The organism is Pseudomonas sp. LB3P93 (genome assembly GCF_054898025.1).
Window position 1 is genome coordinate 3,436,743 of the sequence record NZ_CM142713.1, and the last position, 21,966, is coordinate 3,458,708.

A 21,966-nucleotide genomic window follows, 5' to 3' on the forward strand; every position below is an offset into this window, starting at 1 on the left:
GTATTAAGCAAAGCGCCTTTACCGGCAATTTACCTTCGGCTTACGTAACAGGAGGTTTATCTAAGACACTGAAGCACAAATGAAAACGGCCTGGACAGGGCCAGGCCGTTAACAATTGTAATGCTTTACTTATTTCAGAACGGCAAGGGCTGCTTCGTAGTTCGGTTCTTCAGCGATTTCCTTGACCAGTTCGCTGTGCAGAACGTTGTCGTTTTCGTCCAGAACCACGACGGCACGAGCGGTCAGGCCTTTGAGTGGGCCGTCAGCGATGGCAACGCCGTAGTTCTCGATGAACTCGGCACCGCGTAGGGTCGACAGGTTCTGTACGTTTTCCAGACCTTCGGCGCCGCAGAAACGTGCTTGAGCGAACGGCAGGTCAGCGGAGATGCACAGCACCACGGTGTTGGCGATGTCGTTGGCCTGGGCGTTGAACTTGCGCACCGAAGTGGCGCAGGTCGGGGTGTCGACGCTTGGGAAGATGTTCAGCACTTTGCGTTTGCCGGCGAAGTTCGCCAGGGTCACGTCGGACAGATTGCCGGCAACCAGGGAAAAGGCTGGCGCCTTGGAACCGGCTTGTGGCAGTTGGCCGTTGACTTGAACCGGGGAGCCTTTAAGAGTGACTTGAGCCATGAACGGAGTCCTTCTGACGTTGTTGTGGAGAATTTTGAAGAGGCCGAAGTTAACCACGAAATGGTCCGACGACCTATGCCCGGATACAAATTGTGAAGTGTCGCCCCCCTGAATTGGATACAACTCTCCCAAACGACACAAAAACCTGTGGGAGCGAGCCTGCTCGCGATAGCGGACGAACATCCAAAATTGATATCGACTGGTACACCGCAATCGCGAGCAGGCTCGCTCCGACAGGGTCTGATGCGTACAGACTATCTCAACAACCGCAGCATATTACGGTGCCGTGCCTCGAAGATCCGGCGCATGTACGCATTCACCAGCAGCGCTTCTGTCAACGCGCCACCGATAGCCGAATACGTCACACGGTCGGTATACAGCGTACCGCCCTCTCCCGCCTCCACCCGGTGTTCATGACGAAAGGCAGCCGTCGCCACTGCATTTCACACATCACCTGTCGATTCAGGACACGGTTATTCGACTACACAGTGAATCACCCACCCTCCAACGGAGATAAGACCATGCGATTCATGATCATTGTAAAAGCCAGCCAGGAATCCGAGGCCGGCGTGATGCCCAGCGAAGAACTGATGGCCGCGATGGGCAATTACAACGAGGAACTCACCAAGGCCGGCATCCTCATCGACTGCGACGGCCTGCACCCCAGCAGCAAAGGCGCCCGGGTGCGTTTCTCGGGTGAAAAGCGCACGGTCATCGACGGCCCGTTCGCCGAAACCAAGGAGCTGATCGCCGGTTTTTGGCTATGGGAAGTGAAGTCGAAAGAGGAAGCGATCGAATGGGTCAAGCGCTGCCCCAATCCGATGCCGGGCAACGACGCTGAGATCGAGATCCGCCCGATATACAGCGCGGAAGATTTCGCGGCGCTGTTGACTCCGGAACTGCGCGAGCAGGAAGAACGGGTGCGCGAGCAGATGAAAAAGCGCTGAACATTTCAGGAGTATTAATCGGTCAGCATCACCCCATTATCGTTCTTCGCGGGCAAGCTTCGCTCCTACAGGAATGAGGCGTGTCCGCGATGGCTTTTCTGCCGTGTATCCCCCAAACCTCTGATTCGTATTAACTTTTTAGTACACAAAAAACACCGAAAACTTATACAAAAATCCAAAGATCCCCCCTTCCGACTGGCGAACCCGACGTTAGCTGCTAACTTCAACAAACGTGTCCTACAGGCTTGATAGGAAAAAGCTTACGCAGTAACGGCCGTCAAGTGCCGAGTCGTCCAATGAGCCACGAAGGAACGGGGGAATCATGTCGATAAGAGCAGGAACACGCGCCGTGTTGTTGGCGGCATGGTTTGCGCCTGTCGTTTGTGCCTTGGCGGACAACGCCGAGACGGCCAACAAAAGTAACAACCCGCTGAACCTGGCCCCCGGTGCCAACCTTCAGGACTACTACACGCCCAAGCTTTACGACACCAATGCCCACACCAACGATGCCCTGCTTCGCGGCACGCTGCCGATTGCCCCCGGCGACTTCATCGGTGTGCCGCAGTTGCTGCGCGCCACGGTGCCGATCAGTACGCGCCCCGACCCGCATGGCGGCTACAGCACCGGCGAAGGTGATCTGAACGTCTTCGATATCTTCTTGCTCAAGACCGAGGGTGTGCAACTGGGCATCGGCCCGCAAATTACTGCACCCACTGCCGATCAGGACGAGCTCGGGACCGGCAAATGGCAGGCGGGCCTGGCCGCTGTTGCGATTGATGCATCGCCACGGGGTTTGCTCGGCGCGCTGGTGCAGTATCAAAGCTCCTTCGCCGGCGATCATGACCGTGCCCACGTCGAAACCGCGACGCTGCAGCCCTTCATCATGCATAACCTGGACAAGGGCTGGTACCTGCGTTCGACCGGTACCTGGACCTTCGACCTGAAGAACGACACCCATTACATCCCACTCGGTTTGGGTGGCGGCAAGGTCTGGAAATCCGGGTCCAATATCCTCAACGCCTTCATCGAACCGCAGTGGACCGTGGAGCGCAAAGGCGATGGCCTGCCGCAGTTCACGCTGTTCGCCGGGATCAACGTCACGTTCGGTAAATAAGGACTTTTCTATGCACGTTGCAATTCGCGCAGCCGGTTTCAGTCTGATGACCCTGTTCGTCAGTTGCGGCGTTGGCGCACAGGACGTCGAGACGCGGATCGGCAAGATTGCGATGGAAGGCGAGCTGCCAGCCCATGATTCAATCCCCAGGCTCTATGCCGAACTGGATTTCCAACAGGCCACCCAGAGTTATCTGTGGGCGTTGCCGTTGGTGTCCTACGCCCAGTGGCAGGAAGAGTTTCGTGACAAGCTCGGCGCCCACAGCGGCGACCTGATGGTACTCAACAGTTACGAAGACAAGCTGGGCGTGATCACTGCCAATGCGACCACACCGTACATCCTCGGCTTCGTCGACCTGAATGAAACCGGTCCGCTGGTGATCGAACTGCCGCCCGGCCCCACTGCGGGCGGCGTGGGTGATTTCTGGCAGCGCGCGATTATCGACATGGGGCAGACCGGCCCCGACAAAGGCAAGGGTGGCAAATACCTGGTCCTGCCACCCGGCGCCGAACCTCCGGCCGATGCGGGCAAGTATTACCTGGCCAAATCGGAAACCATGAACGTGCTGGTGGGTTTTCGTGTACTGGATCCGGACCCGGCCAAAGGCAAGGCGTTGGTCGAGCAGTTCAAGATGTACCCGTACGCCAATCGCACCAATCCTGCCAAAACCAGACTGCTCTCCCCCGACGGCAAAGCCTGGTCCGGCACCCAACCGCGTGGCCTGGCCTACTGGGAGCGCTTGCACCAGATCATCCAGAAAGAACCGGTCAACGAACGTGATCGGTTCTACATGGCCATGCTCGCCAGCCTCGGCATCGAGAAGGACAAGCCCTTCAACCCCAACGACAACCAGCGAAAGGCACTGGAGCAAGGCGCGCAAGTCGGCGAACTGATCGCCACAGCAAATACTTTCGCCAAGCGTTTCCCGGACGCCCAGTACTGGAAGGACCGTCAGTGGGACACGGTGCTCAACATCGCCGAGCCGTCGCAGCGTGTCGCTTACTACGACCAGTTATGGGAGCGCAGTGCCTGGTTCTACGAAGCGGTCACCAACACCAAAGGCATGGTCTCCAAAACCCCGGGCCTGGGCCAGACCTACCTCGGCGCCTATACCGACGCCAAGGGCAACTGGCTCGACGGTGGCAAAAACTATCGCCTGCACGTCGACGCCAATCCGCCGGCAAAGCAGTTCTGGTCGATGACCGTTTACGACATCGACAGCCGTTGCCTGATCGACAACCCGCAGCGCAAGGCAGATCTGTCGTCCCGTCAGGACCTGAAGAAAAACGCCGACGGTTCGGTGGACTTGTACTTCGGCCCGACCGCGCCCGCCGGCTTCGAGACCAACTGGGTGCAAACCGTGCCGGGCAAGCACTGGTTCAGCTATTTCCGCTTGTACGCGCCCACCGAAGCCTATTTCGACAAAAGCTGGAAACTCGACGACATCACGGCCGTGGAATGACGCCCAGGATTCAATAAGGAAGCGCTATGAATAATCGCCTGTTGCTCACCGTTCTCACGCTCGCCCTGAATACCAGCGCCTGGGCCGACTTCACCGCCACACCCGAGGAAGCCCGCGGCATCGCCAAGGAGGCCTACCTGTACGGCTTCCCGGTGGTGGAAATGTACAAGACTCTCTACACCCAGGCCGTCGACAAAAAGAGCGCGAACTTCAAGGCGCCGTTCAACCGGATCGGCAACACCGCGAAGGCCTTCACCGCCAAGGACACCGCGTTCGTCACACCGAACGCCGACACACCCTACTCGTTCGTCTGGATGGACCTGCGCGCCGAACCAGTGGTGCTGACCTTGCCGCCCATCGACGAGCACCGTTACTACTCCGTGCAATTGATCGACGCCTACACGCAGAATTTTGCGTACCTGGGTACCCGCAGTACAGGCAATAACGGCGGGCATTTCATGATTGCCGGCCCGAACTGGCAGGGCCAGCAACCGGTGGACATCGACCGGTTGCTGCGCAGTGAAACCAACATCGCCTACGCCCTGTATCGCACGCAGCTGTTCGACGAAAAGGATCTGGGCAAGGTCAAGGAAATCCAGAAGGGTTACAAGGTCGAGACGTTGAGCCACTACGTCAAACAGAAGGCCCCGCCAGCGGCGCCGAAGGTCGCCTGGCCGAAACCCACACCGACCATGAGCGATACCCCGGACCTGTTCCGCTACCTGAACTTCATGCTGGCCTTCGCCCCGGCGCAGGACGCGGAAAAGGATCTGCTCGCGCGCTTCAAGAAAATCGGTATCGAAGCCGGCAAGCCTTTCAAGCTGCACGACTTCACAGCTGAACAGCGTCAGGCCCTGGAAGACGGTATCAGCGATGCCAAGGCCGAATTCGCCCAATTCAAGAAAGACAAAGTCGATACCCACGAGGTCAGCAGCGGCGATCTCTTCGGCACCCGCGATCACCTCAAGGGCAATTACCTGTACCGCTACGCCGGGGCCAACATGGGGATTTTCGGCAACTCCGCCGAAGAAGCGAATTACATCGGCTATTTCGTCGACAAGGACGGCCAGCCGGTCGACGCCTCGAAACACGATTACACCCTGCATTTCGATAAAGGCGCCCTGCCCCCGGCCGATGCGTTCTGGTCGCTGACGATGTACGACGGCAAGAACAAGCTGCTGGTGGCCAACCCGCTCAATCGCTACCTGATCAACTCGCGGATGTTGCCCGATCTCAAGCTCGACGCCGACGGTGGCCTGACCCTTTACGTGCAGAACAAGGCACCGGCCAAGGACTTGCAGAGCAACTGGCTGCCAGCGCCGAACGGCCCGTTCTATGGAGTCTTGCGCCTCTACCTGCCAAAACCTGAAGTCACCAGCGGCCAGTGGCAAATGCCGCTGCTGACCCCCGTCAATTCACAAAAACAATAAGCGGAGTCAGTCATGGTCAGGCCCTTTGTAGTGCGTCCTTTACTGGCCCTGTGCGTAATCGGCGCAAGCCCCTTGGGCTTCGCGGCCGAGGGCGGTGTCGGGCGTCCGATCACCGGGCAACAGGTGTTTTCCAACGCTGGGGTCGTGCCGCCGGCACCAGGCTGGGTCATGTCCTTTACCAGTATCTGGTATGACGGCGATATCAAGGGCGGCAAGGGTGTGCCGATTGTCGGTGAGGTGGGTGCCGACCTCGACATGAAAGTCTCCTACACCATGGCCAACTTCACCCATGTCTGGGACACCGGCAAGGGGCGCTGGAACTATGCCTCGGCCATCGGCGTACCGGTGCAATACACCGACATCAACATCTCGATTACCGGGCCGCGTGGGCGGACGCTGGGCACCAGTGATTCCGGCACACAGTTTGCCGACATGCTGATCACGCCGATCGCCGCCGGTTATCACTTCGACGAGGTCAACCACATCTCGTTCTCCCTGCCGATCTACGTGCCGTCCGGTGCCTACAACGACGACCGCCTGGCCAACCCCGGCCAGAACACTTACACCTTCATGCCCACCGTGTCGTTCACCCATCTGGACGGCAAAGGTGGCGAGTTCACGCTGTCGGGCGGTCTGGAGTTCTACACCGAGAACGACGCCACGGATTATCGCAACGGCAATATTTTCACCCTCGATGCGATGTGGACCCACGGCTTCGGCAACGGCTGGAGCGCCGGCCTGGTCGGCGGTTATGTCCAGCAAGTCACTGACGACAAAGGCCAGACGGCTGACGCCCTCAATGGCTTTCGCGGTCGCTCGGTCGGCGCCGGTCCGGTGATCGGCTGGGCCGGCAAGTTCAACGATGCCCAGGCCAGCGTCAGCGCACGTTGGGTGCCCGAGTTCGACACCAAGAACCGCCCGGAAGGCAACGGTGTGGCGGTTAACCTGACGTTGGCGTTTTTCTAGGGGTTAACAAGAATGGTCAGGTACCGGTCTGCACAGCGATCAGACACTCGGCGATCCACCCGGACGACCTGATCAGCAGCCGCTGGAATTTTCGCTTGTCGTTCATCCCCATCATTCCGACTTTCATGTTTTGAGCCAGGGATTCTCATGACCGCACTCAATGACCTCAACGCCCTGCAAGCCAGCATCGCCGAAGCGGTGCTCGGTCAGGACCAGGTAATCCGGCAGATTCTCCTCGGCCTGCTGGCCAACGGGCACTTGTTGCTCGAAAGCTTGCCGGGGCTGGCCAAGACCCGCACGGTGAAGGCGCTGGCCAAACACCTGGACGCGAAGATGAGCCGTATCCAGTTCACCCCCGACCTTTTGCCGTCGGACATCACCGGCGCCGAGGTCCTGCACCAGATCGATGGCAAGAACGAGATCCAGTTCCAGCCCGGCCCGCTGTTCGGCAACCTGATTCTGGCGGATGAAATCAACCGCGCCCCGGCCAAGGTTCAGGCGGCATTGCTGGAGGCGATGGAAGAACGCCAGATCACCGTGGCCGGTAACAGTCACGTGCTGCCGGAGTTGTTCATTGTGGTGGCGACGCAAAACCCGATCGAACAGGAAGGCACCTATCCGCTGCCGGAAGCGCAGATGGACCGCTTTCTGATGAAGGTTTTGCTCGATTACCCCAGTGCCGAAAACGAGAGCCAGGTGCTGCGCCTATTGCGCGAAGAAGAATTTGCGCTGGGCGCCAAGACCGCAACGGTGCAGGGCTTCGCGCTGTCTCAAGAGGTGATCTTCGCGGCGCGTCGAGAGGTCAGTGCCATTCACGTGTCCCCGGCCATCGACCGTTACCTGATCGACCTGATCAATGCCACTCGCCATCCCGTTGACTACGACGCCGATCTGGGCCGCTGGATCGCCATCGGCGCCAGTCCTCGGGGCGGTATCGGCCTGGACCGTTGCGCCCGGGCCGATGCCTGGTTGCAGGGGCAGGATTTCGTCTCGCCCGATAACGTCCGCGCCGTGGTGCATCCGGTGCTGCGGCATCGATTGCAACTGAGCTATGACGCGGTAGCGGACGGTGTGACGGCCGATCAGGTGCTTGATCGCCTGCTCGACAAAGTGGCGATTCCGGCATGAATACCGACGGTCTGGTCTATGTCTCTCTGGCGCAGTTGATGGCGCTGGAGTTCAAGGCGCGTGACCTGAGTTTTGTGGCGCGTCAGCCGCAGGGCAGCATTCTGGCCGGCAACCATGCTTCGCGCCTGCGCGGCCGTGGTTTGAACTTTGATGAGCTGCGTCGCTATCAGCCGGGAGACGACCTGCGTCATCTGGACTGGCGCGCCTCGCTGCGCACCGGCAAACCGGTGGTGCGCACGTTTACCGAAGAGCGCGACCGGCCGGCCTTGATCCTGGTGGATCAGCGCATGTCGATGTTCTTCGGCTCGCAACGCAGCTTCAAATCGGCCATCGCTGCGGAGCTGGGCGCGCTGGCGGCATGGATGGTGTTCAACGCCGGGGATCGGGTCGGCGGCCTGGTGTTCAACGACCAGCGCATCGACAGCATCGCCCCGTTGCGCAGCCGTAAACGCATTGAAGCCTTTTGCAGCCGCATTGCCGAGCAGAACCAGCAACTGAACGCCGCCAACCCGGACGCCGAAGGCGAAGACCAGCTCGACAAGGTGTTGCAGCATTGCCTGGCGGTGGCAGGGCACGATCATTTGATTTGCATCGTCAGCGACTTTGCCGGTGCCGGTGAGCGCACGTTGCAGTTGATGCGCCAATTGGCCGCGCACAACGATGTGGTCGCCATGCAGGTGTATGACCCGTTGGCGCTGAACCTGCCGAAAAACGGGCGTTTGCTGATTACCCAAGGCCAATTGCAGGTGGAACTGGCCGTCGAACAACGCAGCGTACATCAGCCGTTGGGGGATTTTCTCAGCGGTCGGCTCAAGGATGTCGCCACCCTGCTGCGGCGCAGTCAGGTGCCGCTGATGATGTTCAGTACCGCGACCGATGCTCAGGAACAATTGCGCACCGAACTCGGCAGAGGTCGGCGATGAACCCGAATATCCCGAGTATCGAGCAGCTGAAAGAGATCGGTTTGCCCGCCCCGGTCAGTTATGCGCCGCAGACGTGGGGCTGGTGGGTGTTGCTCGGGGTGTTGGTGATTGCCGTTTTGCTGGTCGGTGCACGGCGGTATTGGCAATGGCGGCGGGATCGTTATCGGCGGGAGGCGTTGGTGCGGTTGGCTGATTTGCAAAGCAGCAACGATCAACTTGGCGCTCTGCGAGAACTCCCGGAGTTGCTCAAACGTGTAGCTCTCTCCATGCCCTCCCCTTGGAATAAAAAACCTGTGGGAGCGAGCCTGCTCGCGATGGCGGCCCAACACTCAACATCAACGGTGACTGACCCACCGCTATCGCGAGCAGGCTCGCTCCCACAAGGGGATGTTGGTGCGCTTGGGGGTGAGGATTGGCAGGCGTTTCTGGTGCGGCACAGTTCGCAGCCATTGCCCGCTGATTTCAGCCAGCAACTGGCGCAACTGGCCTATACGTCCGATGCGGCATTGCTGACCTTGCCCGGCGATAAACGCCAGCAACTGTTCGACACCTGCAAACACTGGGTGGAGCATCATCATGTGGCAGCTTGATTACCCCTGGCTGCTGATCCTTTTGCCGCTGCCGTGGCTGGGCTACCGCTACCTGCCCGATTACCGCGAAGCCCGCAGCGCCGTGCGTGTGCCGTTTTTCGGCGCGATGAGCCGCGCGGTCGGTCAGGCACCGAGCCAGGCCGGAACCCGCAGCAATCGCTGGCAGCTGGCCCTGAATCTGCTGGTGTGGGCACTGGTGCTGCTGGCCGCAGCGCGACCGGTGTTCGTCGAAAAACCGATCGAACGCCAGCAACCGGTGCGCGACCTGATGCTGGCCATCGACATTTCCCAATCCATGGAAACCACCGATTTCACCGACGCCAATGGCCAGAAGATCAATCGTCTGGCGGCGGTCAAGGAAGTGGTGCATGGCTTTATCGACAAACGCAAAGAAGATCGCCTGGGCTTGATCGTGTTCGGCAGCGGCGCGTATCCCCAGGCGCCGCTGACGCTCGATCACGCCAGTCTGTCGCTGTTGCTCGACGACACCGGCATCGGCATGGCCGGCCCGAACACCGCGATTGGCGATGCAATAGGCCTGAGCCTGAAGCTACTCGATCAGGCCCACGAGCAAGAGAAAGTGCTGATCCTGCTCACCGATGGCAATGACACCAGCAGCGCGATCACCCCGGATCACGCGGCGACCATGGCCGCCGCCAAAGGCGTGGTGATTCACACCATCGGCATCGGCGACCCGACCGCGGAGGGTGAAGCCAAAGTCAACCTGCTGGGCTTGCAACAGATCGCCGATGCCACTGGCGGCAAGTTCTTCCGCGCGGAGGACCGCACGGCACTGGATCAGGTCTACAGCACCCTCGACAAGCTCACCCCGCATCAGGTGAAAACCCTCAGCCATCAGCCGAAAAAAGACCTGTTCTGGTGGCCGCTGGGCGCCGCAATCGGTGTGCTCGCGCTCTACCATCTGGGCGCCCTGCTCCGTCCGCACCTGACACTCGCACGTCAGCGGCAGGAGGCTTGAGATGGAGATCAATCTCAGTGACTTCCATTTCCTGCGTCCGCTGTGGCTGCTATTAGTGCCCTTCGCCGCGTTGTTGCCGATGCTTTGGCGGCGCAGCCGTGATCTGCAACGGCGCTTGCGCAGCAACATTGCCGAGCACCTGCTGCCGCATTTGTTGATTACGCCGCAGGATCAACAGCGCTTTCGACCCGTGCATCTGGTGTGCGCGGTGTTGATTCTGGGCGCCCTCGCGGCCGCTGGCCCGACCTGGGAACAGGACCGCCCGGATTTCCTGGAAAACCGTGCGCCGCTGATCATCGCCATCGACCTCTCACCTTCGATGGATGCCAGCGACGTGCCACCGAGTCGGCTGGAGGCGGCTAAACACAAGCTGCACGACCTGATCCAGCGCCGTGCCGGTGCCCGCAGTGGCTTGATCGCCTACGCCGGCAGCGCCCACCTGGTGTTGCCGCCGACCGACGACCCGGCCCTGCTCGACACCTTCATCCAGGCATTGAGCACCGACCTGATCGCCAAACAGGGGAAAAACGTGGGTGCGGTCATCGATCAAGCCAAACGCCTGCTGCTTGCCGAGAAAACCCCGGGGACGCTGCTGTTGATCACCGACGGTGCCGACACCTCGCAACTCACCGGACTCGACAAGCAACTCGACGACAGCGCACTGCAAGTGCTGATACTGGCGGTCGGCAGCGAGGACGGCGGAATCATCCGCGACGCCAATGGCCAGCCGCGCACCGACAGCAACGGTCGCCCGGCGCTCGGCAGTTTCGACCAGGCCGCGCTCAAGCAGCTGGCTTCAGCCGTGGATGCGCCGTTGGGCAGCCTGACCCTCAATGACGACGATCTGCAATGGGTCGAGTTGCACGCCCAGCAGCATTTCCAGAGCGCCAGCGATGAACAGCGAGAATTGCACTGGAAAGACGCCGGTTACTGGCTTTGCTGGCCGTTGCTGCTGCTCACCTTCCTTGGCGTGCGCAAGGGCTGGAGCCTGAACTGGATGGCCGGTGTGTTGCTGGCGCTGGGCATCGGCTTTCAACCGGCACCGGCCGAAGCCAACGCGTTGACCGATGCGTTTTTCACCCCCGACCAGCAAGGTCGCTGGGCCTTCGAACACGAGCACTTGCCCCAGGCCGCCGCGCATTTTGTCGACCCGTACTGGAAAGGCATCGCCGCCTACAACGCGGCCGATTTCGACCTGGCGCTGGCCAGTTTTGCGCGACTGGAAACGCCGCAGGCGTATTTCTATCTGGGCAATATCTATGTGCGTCGCTTCAAGTTTGATCAGGCCATTGCGGCGTATCAGCAAGCGTTGAAGTTGCAGCCGCAGTTCCCGGAAGCCACGGCCAATCTGGCGCTGGCGGTTGCCTTGCAGAAGGACACGGAAAGCGCCGAGCAGAATACGCCCGAGGTCAAACCGGACGAAATCAAAATGGACAAGGCACCGGGCAAGGGACAGAGCAAAGCGGTCGAGACCGAGCAGGCGGCTTCGGATGAGCAGTGGTTGCAGAATCTGAGCACTTCGCCGGCGAAGTTCTTGAAGCAGAAATTCAGTTTGCAGGATCAGGTGGGGGGCAAGCCATGAACCGAGTCGAGGCCATCGCCAGCAGGCTGGCTCCCACAGTTGATCTGTGTGCGCCGCAAATCCCCTGTGGGAGCCAGCCTGCTGGCGATGGCGATAGACCATTCACCAAAAAACTCACCGCCTTACTCCTTTGTCTGTTCACCACCGCAGCCCTGGCCGCAGAACCCGACCTACGCGTCCAGACCCGCCTGCAACCCACCAACTCAGTCATGGTCGGCGGCATGCTCGAACTGCAACTCGATGTCCTCACCGACAGCTGGTTTACCGACGCCCCCGCCCTGCCCGACCTGAAGCTGCCGGGTGCGCTGGTCCTGCCACCGGACGGTCATGCCGAGCACATTACCCAGACGCTGGACGGCAAATCTTTCAACGGCATGCGTTACAGCTACCGGATCACACCGAACCTGGCCCAGGGTTTCGACATCCCGGCATTGACCGTTCACGCCACGCCTGGCCAGGCCAGCGCCCCGCTGAGCGCCCAAAGCCAGCCACTGCACTTCACCGCAGCACAACCGCCAGGGTTCCAGCCCGGTGAGCCGGTGCTTGTCGCGCAAGGGCTGCGCTTTACGCAAAAAATCGTCAACTCGGCAACGCCGCTGAAGGTCGGCGATAGCATCACCCGACAACTGACCTTGCAGGCCGACGATGCCATGGCCATGTCGCTGCCGGCACCGTCGATGGGCGATGTGAACGGTCTGAGCCGTTACCCCAAGAGCCCGCAAATCAGCAATCTCGACGATGGCCGTGGCAACTTCAACGGCGGCCAGCGCATCGATACCGTGACTTACCGCATCGACACCGAAGGCCGCCACAACCTGCCGGCCATCGAGCTGAAATGGTGGGACGCCAGCAGCCGACAAACCCGCACGGCCCAAGTCCCGGCCGTGAGCTTCGACGCCGCGACTAACAGCGCTTACAAGCCCGTGTTCTCGATCACCGAAGACCTGAAAAAACTTGGTCAGCAAAGTCGCGTGCATCTCTCCGGCCACTGGCTGGTGCTGTTTGCGCTGCTGCTGGCCGTGGTGTTGCTCGGTTGGTTTGCGCGTCCTTTCGTCCAGCGTGCCTACCTTGCCGGGCAAGCCAGGCGCCGCGCGCAACACGCCGCCTGGCTCGAGTCCGCTGACTACGCCTGGCGGCAAATCCCGGCGCAGATCGATGGCAAACCTGCCCAACTGAGCGCCCTTTACCTGTGGGCCAGGCGCAGCCGCCTGGGCCTGAAACTGAGCAACCTCGGCCCGCGCCTGCAAGATTTGCTGCGCGCCTGTTACAGCCAGCAATCAAGCGAAGACGAGGCGCTGCGCCAACTGAAGAAATCCTTGGCTACGCTGCATAGTCAGGCCGAACACAAACCGTCCCCTGCGGCTCACGCCTTACGCCCACTCAACCCCGTTCACGAGAAGGACTTCCCATGACGAACCCGATATCGATCCGCCAACGCCACGGGCTGAAGCTGTTGATTGCTCTGGCCTTGAGCATGCCGCTGCTCGCCTTGGCAGCGGAACCCTTGCCCTCGTGGAACGACGGGCCATCGAAGAAAACCATCATCGAGTTCGTCCAGGCCGTCACCGACCAGTCCAGCAAGGACTTCGTCAAACCCGAGGACCGCATCGCCGTCTTCGACAATGACGGCACGTTGTGGAGCGAACAGCCGATGTACTTCGAGTTGCTGTTTGCGCTGGATGAGGTCAAGCGTACTGCACCGCAGCACCCGGAATGGAAAACCACCCAGCCATTCAAGGCCGTACTGGAAAACGATCACAAGGCCCTGGCCGCCACGGGCATGGAAGGCCTCCTGAAAATCGTCGGTGCCACCCACACCGGCATGACCACCGAAGCCTTCGATGACTACGCCAAGACCTGGCTGAGCCAGGCCAAACATCCCAAAACCGGCAAGCCATACACCGAAATGATCTTCCAGCCGATGCTGGAAATGCTCGACTACCTGCGCAGTCAAGACTTCAAGACCTATATCGTTTCCGGGGGGGACACCGGGTTCATGCGCGCCTTTGCCGAGAAGGTCTACGGCATTCCACCCGAACAAGTGATTGGCACCACCTTTGTCACCGCGTTCGAGTTCAAGGACGGTAAAGCCTCGATCGTGCGCACGCCGAAACTCGCCCACAACGACGACGGCCCGGGCAAACCGGAAAGCATCGACGCAGTGATCGGGCGCAGGCCGATCCTCGCGTTCGGCAACTCCGATGGCGATCTGCAGATGCTGCAGTGGACCGCTGCCGGACCGGGCAAACGATTCATGGGCCTGGTGCATCACACCGACACCAAACGCGAATGGGCCTATGACCGTCAATCGCAGATCGGTCGCCTGGACAAGGCCCTGGACGAAGCAAAAACCCGTGGCTGGACTATCGTGGACATGGCATCCGAATGGCGCAGGGTCTATCCGTTCGATGCCGCCACTCCCGAGCAAGTGCAATAAAAAGCGTAACGCAGGACTGCAAAAAACGTTGTCGCGCTTGAGCGACGCAAGTGAGCAAAAGGAGCAAGTCAGATGACTCGCATACGCAAGTGGCTACCGAAACTCGCCCTGGTGGCAGCCTCGGTCATGGCGATTTCGGCAACAGCCGGGGCCGCGGAAAAACCCAACATTCTGGTGATCTTCGGCGATGACATCGGCCAGACCAACATCAGCGCCTATTCGATGGGTGTGGTCGGCTACAAGACTCCGAACATCGACCGGATTGCCAAGGAAGGCATGATGTTCACCGACTATTACGCGGAGAACAGCTGCACGGCCGGACGCTCCTCGTTCATTACCGGGCAGACGCCGCTGCGTACCGGCCTGTCGAAAGTCGGCGCACCCGGCGCCACGGTCGGTCTGCAAAAACGCGACATCACCATTGCCCAGGCACTCAAGTCCCAGGGCTACGCCACCGGCCAGTTCGGTAAAAACCACCTGGGCGACAAAGACGAGTATCTGCCGACCAACCACGGTTTCGACGAGTTCTTCGGCAACCTCTACCACCTCAACGCCGAGGAAGAACCCGAGCGCCCGTACTGGCCCAAGGATGACCCAGAGTTCGTCAAGGCCAACTCCCCGCGCGGGGTGATTCACAGCTTCGCCGACGGCAAGATCGAAGACACCGGCGCGCTGACCACCAAGCGCATGGAGACCATCGACGACGAAACAACGGCCGCCGCGCAAGCGTTCATCGAGAAACAGGCCAAGGCGGACAAACCGTTCTTCGTCTGGATGAACACAACCCGCATGCACTTGTTCACCCACGTGCGCGAATCGATGAAGGGCCAGAGCGGCATGCCCGGCAACGAGTACGCGGACGGCATGCTGGAACACGACGGCGACGTCGGCAAACTGCTGAAAACCCTCGATGACCTGAAAATCACTGACAACACCATCGTCGTCTACACCACCGACAACGGCCCGAACCAGTTCTCCTGGCCGGACGCGGCGACCACGCCGTTCCGCAATGAGAAGAACTCCAACTGGGAAGGCGCTTATCGGGTACCGGCGATGATCCGCTGGCCGGGCAAGGTCAAGCCCGGTGAAGTCTCCAACGAAATGTTCTCGGGCATGGACTGGTTCCCGACCCTGCTCGCGGCGGCTGGCGATGAGCAAGTCAAAGACAAGCTGCTCAAAGGCTGGGCGCCGACTTCTGGCGGCAGCAACTTCAAAGTGCACCTGGACGGTTACAACCAACTGCCTTACCTGACTGGCCAACAGCCTAAAGGCGAGCGCAAGGAGTTCTTCTACTTCAACGATGACGGCGTGCTGGTGTCGATGCGTTTCGACAACTGGAAAGCGGTGTTCTGCGAACAGCGGGCACCGGGCGGCTTCAAGGTCTGGAGCGAACCGTTCGTTTGCCTGCGGGTGCCGAAAATCCTCAACCTGAGGATGGACCCGTATGAACGCGCCGACATAGTGTCCGATCAGTATTACGACTGGACCACCAAAAACGTGTATCTGGTCGCGCAAGCGGTGACCAAGTCTGCGCAGTTCCTGCAGACGTTCATCGAGTATCCGCCAAGCCAGAAACCGGCGAGCTTCAGCGTTGACCAGATCCGTGCTGCGGTGGATGCGAAGATCGCGGAAAAAATGAAAAACCAGCCTGCACAGTAAGCCCGTTTGACTGCCGCTCGCCTTTATCGGCGAGCGGCCTTATTTTCTAGATCGTTCCCACGCTCTGCGTGGGAATGCAGCCCGTGACGCTCCGCGTCACATGCCGAAGCGGACGCGGAGCGTCCAATGAGGCATTCCCACGCAGACGGTTCGACGCCTCGACGTGGGAACGATCATCTTCAAGCCACTGCACAAGGCAATCCGCAATGTCCTCACGTGTCGCCAGCAAGTCGTCGGCCCTACCCGCTCCCCATACCGCCGCTTCCCCGGCGCTGCTGATCCCCGCCCTGTTGCTGTTCGTCTCTGGCGCTGCGGCGCTGGTGTATCAAGTGCTGTGGATCAAGCAGTTGTCGCTGGTGGTCGGCGTTGAGGTGTATGCGATCACCACCGGGATCAGCGCGTTTTTTGCCGGGCTGGCCTTGGGCGGGTTGCTGTTCGGGCGTTGGGCGGATCGCTTGCAGCGGCCGCTGTTGCTGTATGCCGGGCTGGAAGTGTTGGTGGCCGTGCTGGGTGTCGGTGCGACCTTCGCCATGAGCCTCGCCGCCAGCCCGTTCGCCTGGCTGGAACAGCACGTTGGCCTGGCCGCGTGGGTATTACCGTTTGCGCTGGTCGGCATTCCGGCGCTGCTGATGGGCGGCACCCTGCCGGTGCTGGTTCGCTCATTGGCGGCTGACCCGCGACAATCGGGCAAGGCTGGCGGCCAACTCTATGCCGCGAATACTGCCGGGGCGATTGCCGGCACCCTGCTCGCCGCGTTCGTGCTGATCGCCACCCTCGGCGTGCGCGGCAGTGCTTTGGCGGCGGCGATGCTGAACTTGCTGGCCGCCGCGGGCGCGCTGTGGTTTCAACGCCAGCGCGTGGCACTGAGCGATGCCCCGGTGAAACACCCGGCAGAGAAAGCCCCGGATCGCCTGGCGCTGTGGCTGTATTCAATCGCCGGCGGTGTGGCGCTGGGTTACGAAGTGGTCTGGTCGCAGTCCATCGTGCAATTTATGAGCACCCGCACCTATGCATTTGCCGTGGTGCTGGCGACGTACCTCACCGGGCTGTTCCTCGGCAGCGCATTGCTGGCCCGACGGGTTGATCGCATTCGCGATCCCTGGGGCGTGTTCGGCTTGTTGATTGCCGGTGCCGGCCTGATTGCCCTGCTGGAAGTCGCGTTTCTCGGGCGCTGGTTGGTATTTTTGCAATCCCAGGCCGAAACCATCGCGCTGGCCATCGGCGGCAGCGACCTGCAGGGGATGAGCGCACGGTTTGCCGTGGCAGCGCTGAGCATCGTGTTTGTGCCGACACTGCTGCTGGGCGCCGCCTTTCCGCTGGCCTTGCGCTTGAGTGTGGGCCGTGAGCAGGTTGGCCGGGATGTCGGCGCCGTGGTTGCATTCAACACCTTGGGCGGGATCATCGGCGTGATGCTCTGCGGATTCCTGCTTATCCCGCTGCTGGGGCTGGTGCGCACCTTGGGCCTGTTGGCGATTGTCGCCGCCGGGATTGGTTATTTCGCGGTACGCAAAGGGCATCACGTCAAGAAAGGCCGGCGCCAGGCTGTGATTGCCATCGGCCTGTTGGCGATTGTGGTGGCGGTTTTTACCCCGGTGAGCAAACTCGCCAACCTGCTGCCCGGTGCACGCAACGGTACGCTGGCGTTCTACGAAGAAGGACGCGGCGGGACCGTGGCCGTGGTCACTCAGGGCAAGGGGCGGAAGATGTTCCAGCGCCTGTATATCCAGGGTGTTTCCAACACCGGTGACGCCATGCCATCGCTGCGCTACATGCGCATCCAGGCTTTGTTGCCGCTGCTGATCCATAACGGTGAACCACGCTCGGCGCTGGTCATCGGTTTTGGCACAGGCATTACCGCTGGCGCCCTGACCCGCTATCCGGGGCTTGAACATCGCGTCGTCGCGGAATTGCTGCCCTCGGTGGTGAAAGCCGCGCCGCTGTTCAAGGGTAACTTCAATGCCGCTAGCGATCCGGCAGTCGACGTCCGTCTGCGTGACGGTCGTCAGGAACTGCTGCGCAGCCCGCAGCATTACGACCTGATCACCCTCGAACCGCCTCCGCCCTCCGCTGCCGGCGTGGTGAATCTGTATTCGCGCGACTTCTACCAATTGGCCGCCAGCCGTCTTGAGAAAAAAGGTCTGGTCGCCCAATGGCTGCCGTTGCCGACCCAGAACATCGACGATTCGCGCTCGCTGGTGCGCAGCTTCCTCGATGTCTTTCCCTACGCGACGCTGTGGACCAGCGAATTCCACGAAATGCTGCTGGTGGGCTCGATGGAACCGATCGAACTGGATGCCGGGAAAATCAGCCAGCGCTACCAGCAAGACACCGTGCGCAGCACCCTGCAGGACGTCGGCATCGGCTCGGCCGCTGCCTTGTTGGCAACCTGGGTGACCGACCGCGCCGGGTTGGAGCGTTTCGCCGCCGATGCGCTGCCTGTCACCGACGATCAACCGCGCATCGAGTACGCACCGTGGGTGCGCGCCAAGGAAATCAGCCGCGTGTTGCCGGCCCTGCTCGACTTGCGTCAGCCGCCGTTGCTGCTGAATGCCGACGCAGCGTTCATCGAGCGCATGACCGTTCATCAGCAGCGGCTGATGCAGTTCTATCGGGCCAGCCTGCACGCCTATGACGGTGACCGGGACGCCTGGGCCAGGGACATCCGCGAAGTGATGCGTGGCGATGGCGGCAATCCGTATTACCGCTGGTTTGTCGGCGACTGAGGGTAAGACCAGGGGACTTTTCGACGCGAAACCGGTAGGGTGCGCAAAATCAAATTGCCACCACCCCCCCCGGTTTCAGGGAAGTTGTCGCGTCGCAGGTTTTCATGGAGTTGCACACGCAATGAGTTGCTGGACCATCCTTGGCCTCCCGGCCGATGCCGATACGCGCAGTATCAAACGCCAATACGCGAGCCTGCTCAAACAAACGCGCCCGGATGAAGACCCCGAGGGCTTTCAGCGTTTGCGTGAGGCGTATGAACACGCGCTGAGCATCAAGGAATGGGAGCACTTGCGCGAGGATGACTCAAGCGATGATGCCCCGTGGGACCTGACCGGACTGTCGGTCGTTGAAGTCGACACGCTGCAACTGGTCACCCGTTCGCTGGACGGTGTCAGCCGTGTCGAGCTCGAACGACGTCATGCCATCGCCGTCGAACATGGCGCGGTGGATGTCATGGAAGATGCCGTGCTCAGGCATTGCGTCGAACACTTCGAGACGTCTGAACCACTGCTCGAATGGGCGATGGAAACCTTTCACTGGTTCAGTCTCTGGCAACGACTGGAACTGGACGAAGACCTGATCGAACAGTTGTCGCAACAGCGCAAGCGCTTGGCCGAGCGTCGTGAAGCACCGATATTTCTGGCCCGGCAACAGCGCCTCGTCGGCGAACCCGCCGCCACGCCGCAGCATCGCGCTGCCCATTTGCTGTTGGCTCCGGGCCCTTTCAGTCAGCGCCGTGCCCTTGCCCGACGTTTGCGCGAAGACGATTGGGTGCAATGCCGCAACCTGAGTTCTGCGTTGTACGCCAACCACCCGGACATCTGCGCCAATCTGCCCGGCGGCACGCCGTTCTTCTGGCGTGACTGGGAACACGCCTACGACAGTTGGCCGATGTACTTGGGCATCGTCCTCGCCTGCCTGATCGGCACCTTTGTTCAATACGCGCCGGACGGCGCCCGGCTGGGGAGCTTGATCAGTGTCGCGGTGTTCTGGTCGGTGATTTACGCCGTGGGTGGTTGGGTACTCAACTGGCTGATGCATCAACTCGCCCATCGATTCTGGCTCTTGGATGATCGACTCAGCGCACGCCTGTTGCCCCGGTGCAATCCGCCGCCGCTGGGTGTGCTGCGCGACCTGGTGCCTTGCGCGGCCATGTCTACCGGACTCGGTTATGTCTACGGTCCGCTGGCGAGTGCCGTTTACGCCAGCACGTTGCTCGGTGTCGGCCTGATACGCCGGCGCCAGATCAAACCCCGTGTCTCCTGGGAACAGGCCAGCCCGATTTTCAAGTACGGCCTGATGGGCGTTGGCGTTCTGGTGCTGGTCGTCCTGCTTGGTGTGTTCAAAGTCATCTCCAACCAAGGCACAGTCAACCGCAATCAGGGCCTGCAACAATGGAGCGAACGTTTGTGCAGCCGCATGCCGGCCAGCGCTGCCGAATGCAATGCTCCAGCCAACCATGAGCAGTGGTATGGCAAGGAGGCCGGGCGATGAATCGGGAATGGATGTTCCCCCTGGGGATTTTCTGGGGGCTGATTGCCTTGGGGATGTTCGGGATCGGAAAACCCCTGACAACGTTCGACTTGTGGCTGGACAAGCACGATGCATCCGTCACCGCGCAGGCCAATGCGTTGAGCCCGGTGATCAATTGTCTCAATCGGGTCGACGTACCTTGGCGGGTTGCTTATGAGCGCTACACATCGTCGGAGCATCCGGTGGAGCCGGTGCGTGACTGGATGGCCAACAAACATGATTTCGACGATGGCGGCTTCAGTGATGCGTCGTTTTCCCAAAGGGATGTCTGTTCGCAGAAAATCAGCGAGAAACTCAACATCCTTGAGTACGACAGCCCCTTGGCGCTGATGGCTGACCGTTACGTGCAGGTGCTGGAGGGGGTGACGCCCCTGACGCTGAACATCGGCGTTTTCCAGCAAACCACCTATTTACCGACCAACTACGCATTGCCGCCCGATTTTGCCGAGCAATTTCAGCCCAGGGCTGACCAGTACCTCGCGGCCTCAACGGCGCTGAGACAACACGTCGAATCGCTCGACCTTGAACAGCGACAGGCTCAGCTCAAGCTGATTGAAACGCGTCTGGGCAAGGACATTCATTGGCATCTGCTGACCTACATGATCCAGGCCAGGGACACCTTGAACCTGGTCAGCGAAGGGGTGAAAAACCAGACCCTGACGCCGCAGGGACTGGCGAAAACCACCGCGGATCTGCAACGGGCGTGGGACAACGGACAGCCATTCATGAGCACGCAGTTACCTGAGACGGGACGCAACAAAGTACCGCGCTATCTCTGGTCAGACATTGCCGCGCCGACGCAGAAGTACCTGAATGCGCTGAACACCTTGCACAGGGATTGGCAGAACAAGGCTGAGCCGCAGCGATTGAGCGATGATTTTTACGATGTTACTCGCGGGTATGACTCGCTGATCAGCCGCTACAACCGGCTGGCGCGCGCTGAGTATTGAGAGGTGCGGAGCTTGTCAGGCCGCCTTCGCGAGCAAGTTCGCTCCCACAGGTTTACGCAGTCCCCTGTGGGAGCGAGCTTGCTCGCGATGGGGCCATCAGCTCCAACACATCACTTGGACTTAAGCTTCAGATACGACTGATGCAAATCCGCCGCCCAGCCATCAATCACGCCTTTCACGTCATCCGCCTTCATTACCTGCGAATCGTTTTCCAGCGGCTTGCCGATGCCCTTGCGCACGACCTGGGCTAACACGTGATTGTCGCCACCATCGAGGAACACCGCCTCGGTAGATAGATCGGTCTCCTGATCACGAATACCACTGGCGGTGCTGACCGCCGCGGCCACCAGCGCAATCGGGATCACCTCATAAGGCTTCAGCCCTTCCGTCTTGCTGCTGACTGCCGTAATCGCGGCACGCACCACAATCACACCGGGGCCTGGACCTGCGGCCAGGGGCAAGGATTTACCGATTTCACGTTTCAGCGCCTGATCGTAGTAACCGGTGATGCCGTTGAGGGTCGCCTGGGGGATTTTCACAGTCGGTTGCGGCTTGGGATAGAGCTGGGTCGGCTCAATGTAGACACTGGTGTATTTACCGATGTCGAGTTTGGGATCGATCCAGCGCATCACCGTCGCGCCCGATGGCGACTTGGCTTCCTTGAGCTGGCTGTAGTCCTTGAGGAAACCTGAATACTGGTCCGGCTCAACGACTTTGCTGGCGCAACCCACCACCCCGATCGAGGCGATGCACAACGTGCCCATCATTAACGCTAGCTTCATGCTGTAACTCCTGTCAGAAGGCCGACAACGGTATTGCATACGGGAATTACAGGTATAGCCAATGCACAGCGGTTCGTGATCAAAAAGCACAATATTCATCTATCGCGCGGGCTCGCTCACAACGGTCATT

General features: G+C 60.5%; 18 protein-coding genes and 1 pseudogene. 16 read left to right on the forward strand and 3 right to left on the reverse strand.

All coding sequences use genetic code 11. From position 1 onward, the window contains the following. Nucleotides 1–129: 129 nt before the first annotated feature. A complete protein-coding gene (gene tpx / locus ACYZT8_RS15445; protein ID WP_010459910.1) occupies nt 130–630 on the reverse strand; it encodes a thiol peroxidase in 501 nt (166 codons plus the stop codon). A 254-nt stretch (nt 631–884) separates the two neighbouring features. Beyond that, a pseudogene (locus ACYZT8_RS15450) lies at nt 885–1,055 on the reverse strand (polyketide cyclase); the annotation flags it as partial. Between the two features lie 96 nt (nt 1,056–1,151). Between ACYZT8_RS15450 and ACYZT8_RS15455 the strand changes: the two are divergent. The 16 genes from ACYZT8_RS15455 to ACYZT8_RS15530 all read left to right on the forward strand — a co-directional run bounded on the left by ACYZT8_RS15455 (nt 1,152) and on the right by ACYZT8_RS15530 (nt 21,054). Continuing rightward, nucleotides 1,152–1,577: a YciI family protein gene (locus tag ACYZT8_RS15455; protein ID WP_461973891.1), complete on the forward strand. Its 426-nt coding sequence runs from the start codon at nt 1,152–1,154 to the stop codon at nt 1,575–1,577. A gap of 322 nt (nt 1,578–1,899) precedes the next feature. Beyond that, a complete protein-coding gene (locus ACYZT8_RS15460) occupies nt 1,900–2,691 on the forward strand; it encodes a hypothetical protein (RefSeq protein WP_461973893.1) in 792 nt (263 codons plus the stop codon). Between the two features lie 10 nt (nt 2,692–2,701). Further along, nucleotides 2,702–4,153, forward strand: coding sequence for a DUF1254 domain-containing protein (locus ACYZT8_RS15465; RefSeq protein WP_461973895.1), 1,452 nt, complete (start codon nt 2,702–2,704; stop codon nt 4,151–4,153). A gap of 26 nt (nt 4,154–4,179) precedes the next feature. Continuing rightward, entirely contained in the window at nt 4,180–5,583 is a 1,404-nt protein-coding gene (locus ACYZT8_RS15470) for a DUF1254 domain-containing protein (RefSeq protein ID WP_461973897.1), read from the forward strand. A gap of 12 nt (nt 5,584–5,595) precedes the next feature. Continuing rightward, nucleotides 5,596–6,549: a SphA family protein gene (locus ACYZT8_RS15475; RefSeq protein ID WP_461973899.1), complete on the forward strand. Its 954-nt coding sequence runs from the start codon at nt 5,596–5,598 to the stop codon at nt 6,547–6,549. A 147-nt stretch (nt 6,550–6,696) separates the two neighbouring features. After that, a complete protein-coding gene (locus tag ACYZT8_RS15480) occupies nt 6,697–7,677 on the forward strand; it encodes an AAA family ATPase (protein WP_461973901.1) in 981 nt (326 codons plus the stop codon). Continuing rightward, nucleotides 7,674–8,600 carry a DUF58 domain-containing protein gene (locus tag ACYZT8_RS15485; RefSeq protein WP_461973903.1) on the forward strand — a complete coding sequence of 309 codons (927 nt, stop codon included), beginning with the start codon at nt 7,674–7,676 and terminating at the stop codon, nt 8,598–8,600. The genes ACYZT8_RS15480 and ACYZT8_RS15485 overlap by 4 nt, the downstream gene beginning before the upstream one ends. Beyond that, entirely contained in the window at nt 8,597–9,190 is a 594-nt protein-coding gene (locus ACYZT8_RS15490; RefSeq protein WP_461973905.1) for a DUF4381 domain-containing protein, read from the forward strand. The genes ACYZT8_RS15485 and ACYZT8_RS15490 overlap by 4 nt, the downstream gene beginning before the upstream one ends. Beyond that, nucleotides 9,177–10,169: a vWA domain-containing protein gene (locus tag ACYZT8_RS15495; protein WP_461973907.1), complete on the forward strand. Its 993-nt coding sequence runs from the start codon at nt 9,177–9,179 to the stop codon at nt 10,167–10,169. Before ACYZT8_RS15490 ends, ACYZT8_RS15495 begins: the two co-directional genes overlap by 14 nt. Before the next feature lies 1 nt (nt 10,170). Then, nucleotides 10,171–11,751 (forward strand): vWA domain-containing protein, encoded by a 1,581-nt coding sequence (locus ACYZT8_RS15500; protein ID WP_461973909.1) that lies wholly within the window; start codon nt 10,171–10,173, stop codon nt 11,749–11,751. Further along, nucleotides 11,748–13,163 carry a hypothetical protein gene (locus ACYZT8_RS15505; protein ID WP_461973911.1) on the forward strand — a complete coding sequence of 472 codons (1,416 nt, stop codon included), beginning with the start codon at nt 11,748–11,750 and terminating at the stop codon, nt 13,161–13,163. The genes ACYZT8_RS15500 and ACYZT8_RS15505 overlap by 4 nt, the downstream gene beginning before the upstream one ends. Beyond that, nucleotides 13,160–14,188 carry an HAD family hydrolase gene (locus ACYZT8_RS15510; protein ID WP_461973912.1) on the forward strand — a complete coding sequence of 343 codons (1,029 nt, stop codon included), beginning with the start codon at nt 13,160–13,162 and terminating at the stop codon, nt 14,186–14,188. The genes ACYZT8_RS15505 and ACYZT8_RS15510 overlap by 4 nt, the downstream gene beginning before the upstream one ends. 72 nt (nt 14,189–14,260) lie before the next feature. Next, a complete protein-coding gene (locus ACYZT8_RS15515) occupies nt 14,261–15,847 on the forward strand; it encodes an arylsulfatase (RefSeq protein WP_461973914.1) in 1,587 nt (528 codons plus the stop codon). A gap of 206 nt (nt 15,848–16,053) precedes the next feature. Beyond that, a complete protein-coding gene (locus ACYZT8_RS15520) occupies nt 16,054–18,570 on the forward strand; it encodes a spermidine synthase (protein ID WP_461973916.1) in 2,517 nt (838 codons plus the stop codon). A 121-nt stretch (nt 18,571–18,691) separates the two neighbouring features. Further along, nucleotides 18,692–20,065, forward strand: a complete 1,374-nt coding sequence (locus tag ACYZT8_RS15525) for a J domain-containing protein (RefSeq protein ID WP_461973918.1) — start codon at nt 18,692–18,694, stop codon at nt 20,063–20,065. Beyond that, complete coding sequence (locus ACYZT8_RS15530) at nt 20,062–21,054, forward strand: DUF3829 domain-containing protein (protein ID WP_461973920.1); 993 nt, start codon at nt 20,062–20,064, stop codon at nt 21,052–21,054. Before ACYZT8_RS15525 ends, ACYZT8_RS15530 begins: the two co-directional genes overlap by 4 nt. A gap of 110 nt (nt 21,055–21,164) precedes the next feature. Here ACYZT8_RS15530 and ACYZT8_RS15535 read toward each other — a convergent pair whose 3' ends face one another. Next, on the reverse strand, nt 21,165–21,836 hold the full coding sequence (locus ACYZT8_RS15535) for a DUF3313 domain-containing protein (protein ID WP_461973922.1): 672 nt from the start codon (nt 21,834–21,836) through the stop codon (nt 21,165–21,167). Nucleotides 21,837–21,966 lie beyond the last annotated feature (130 nt).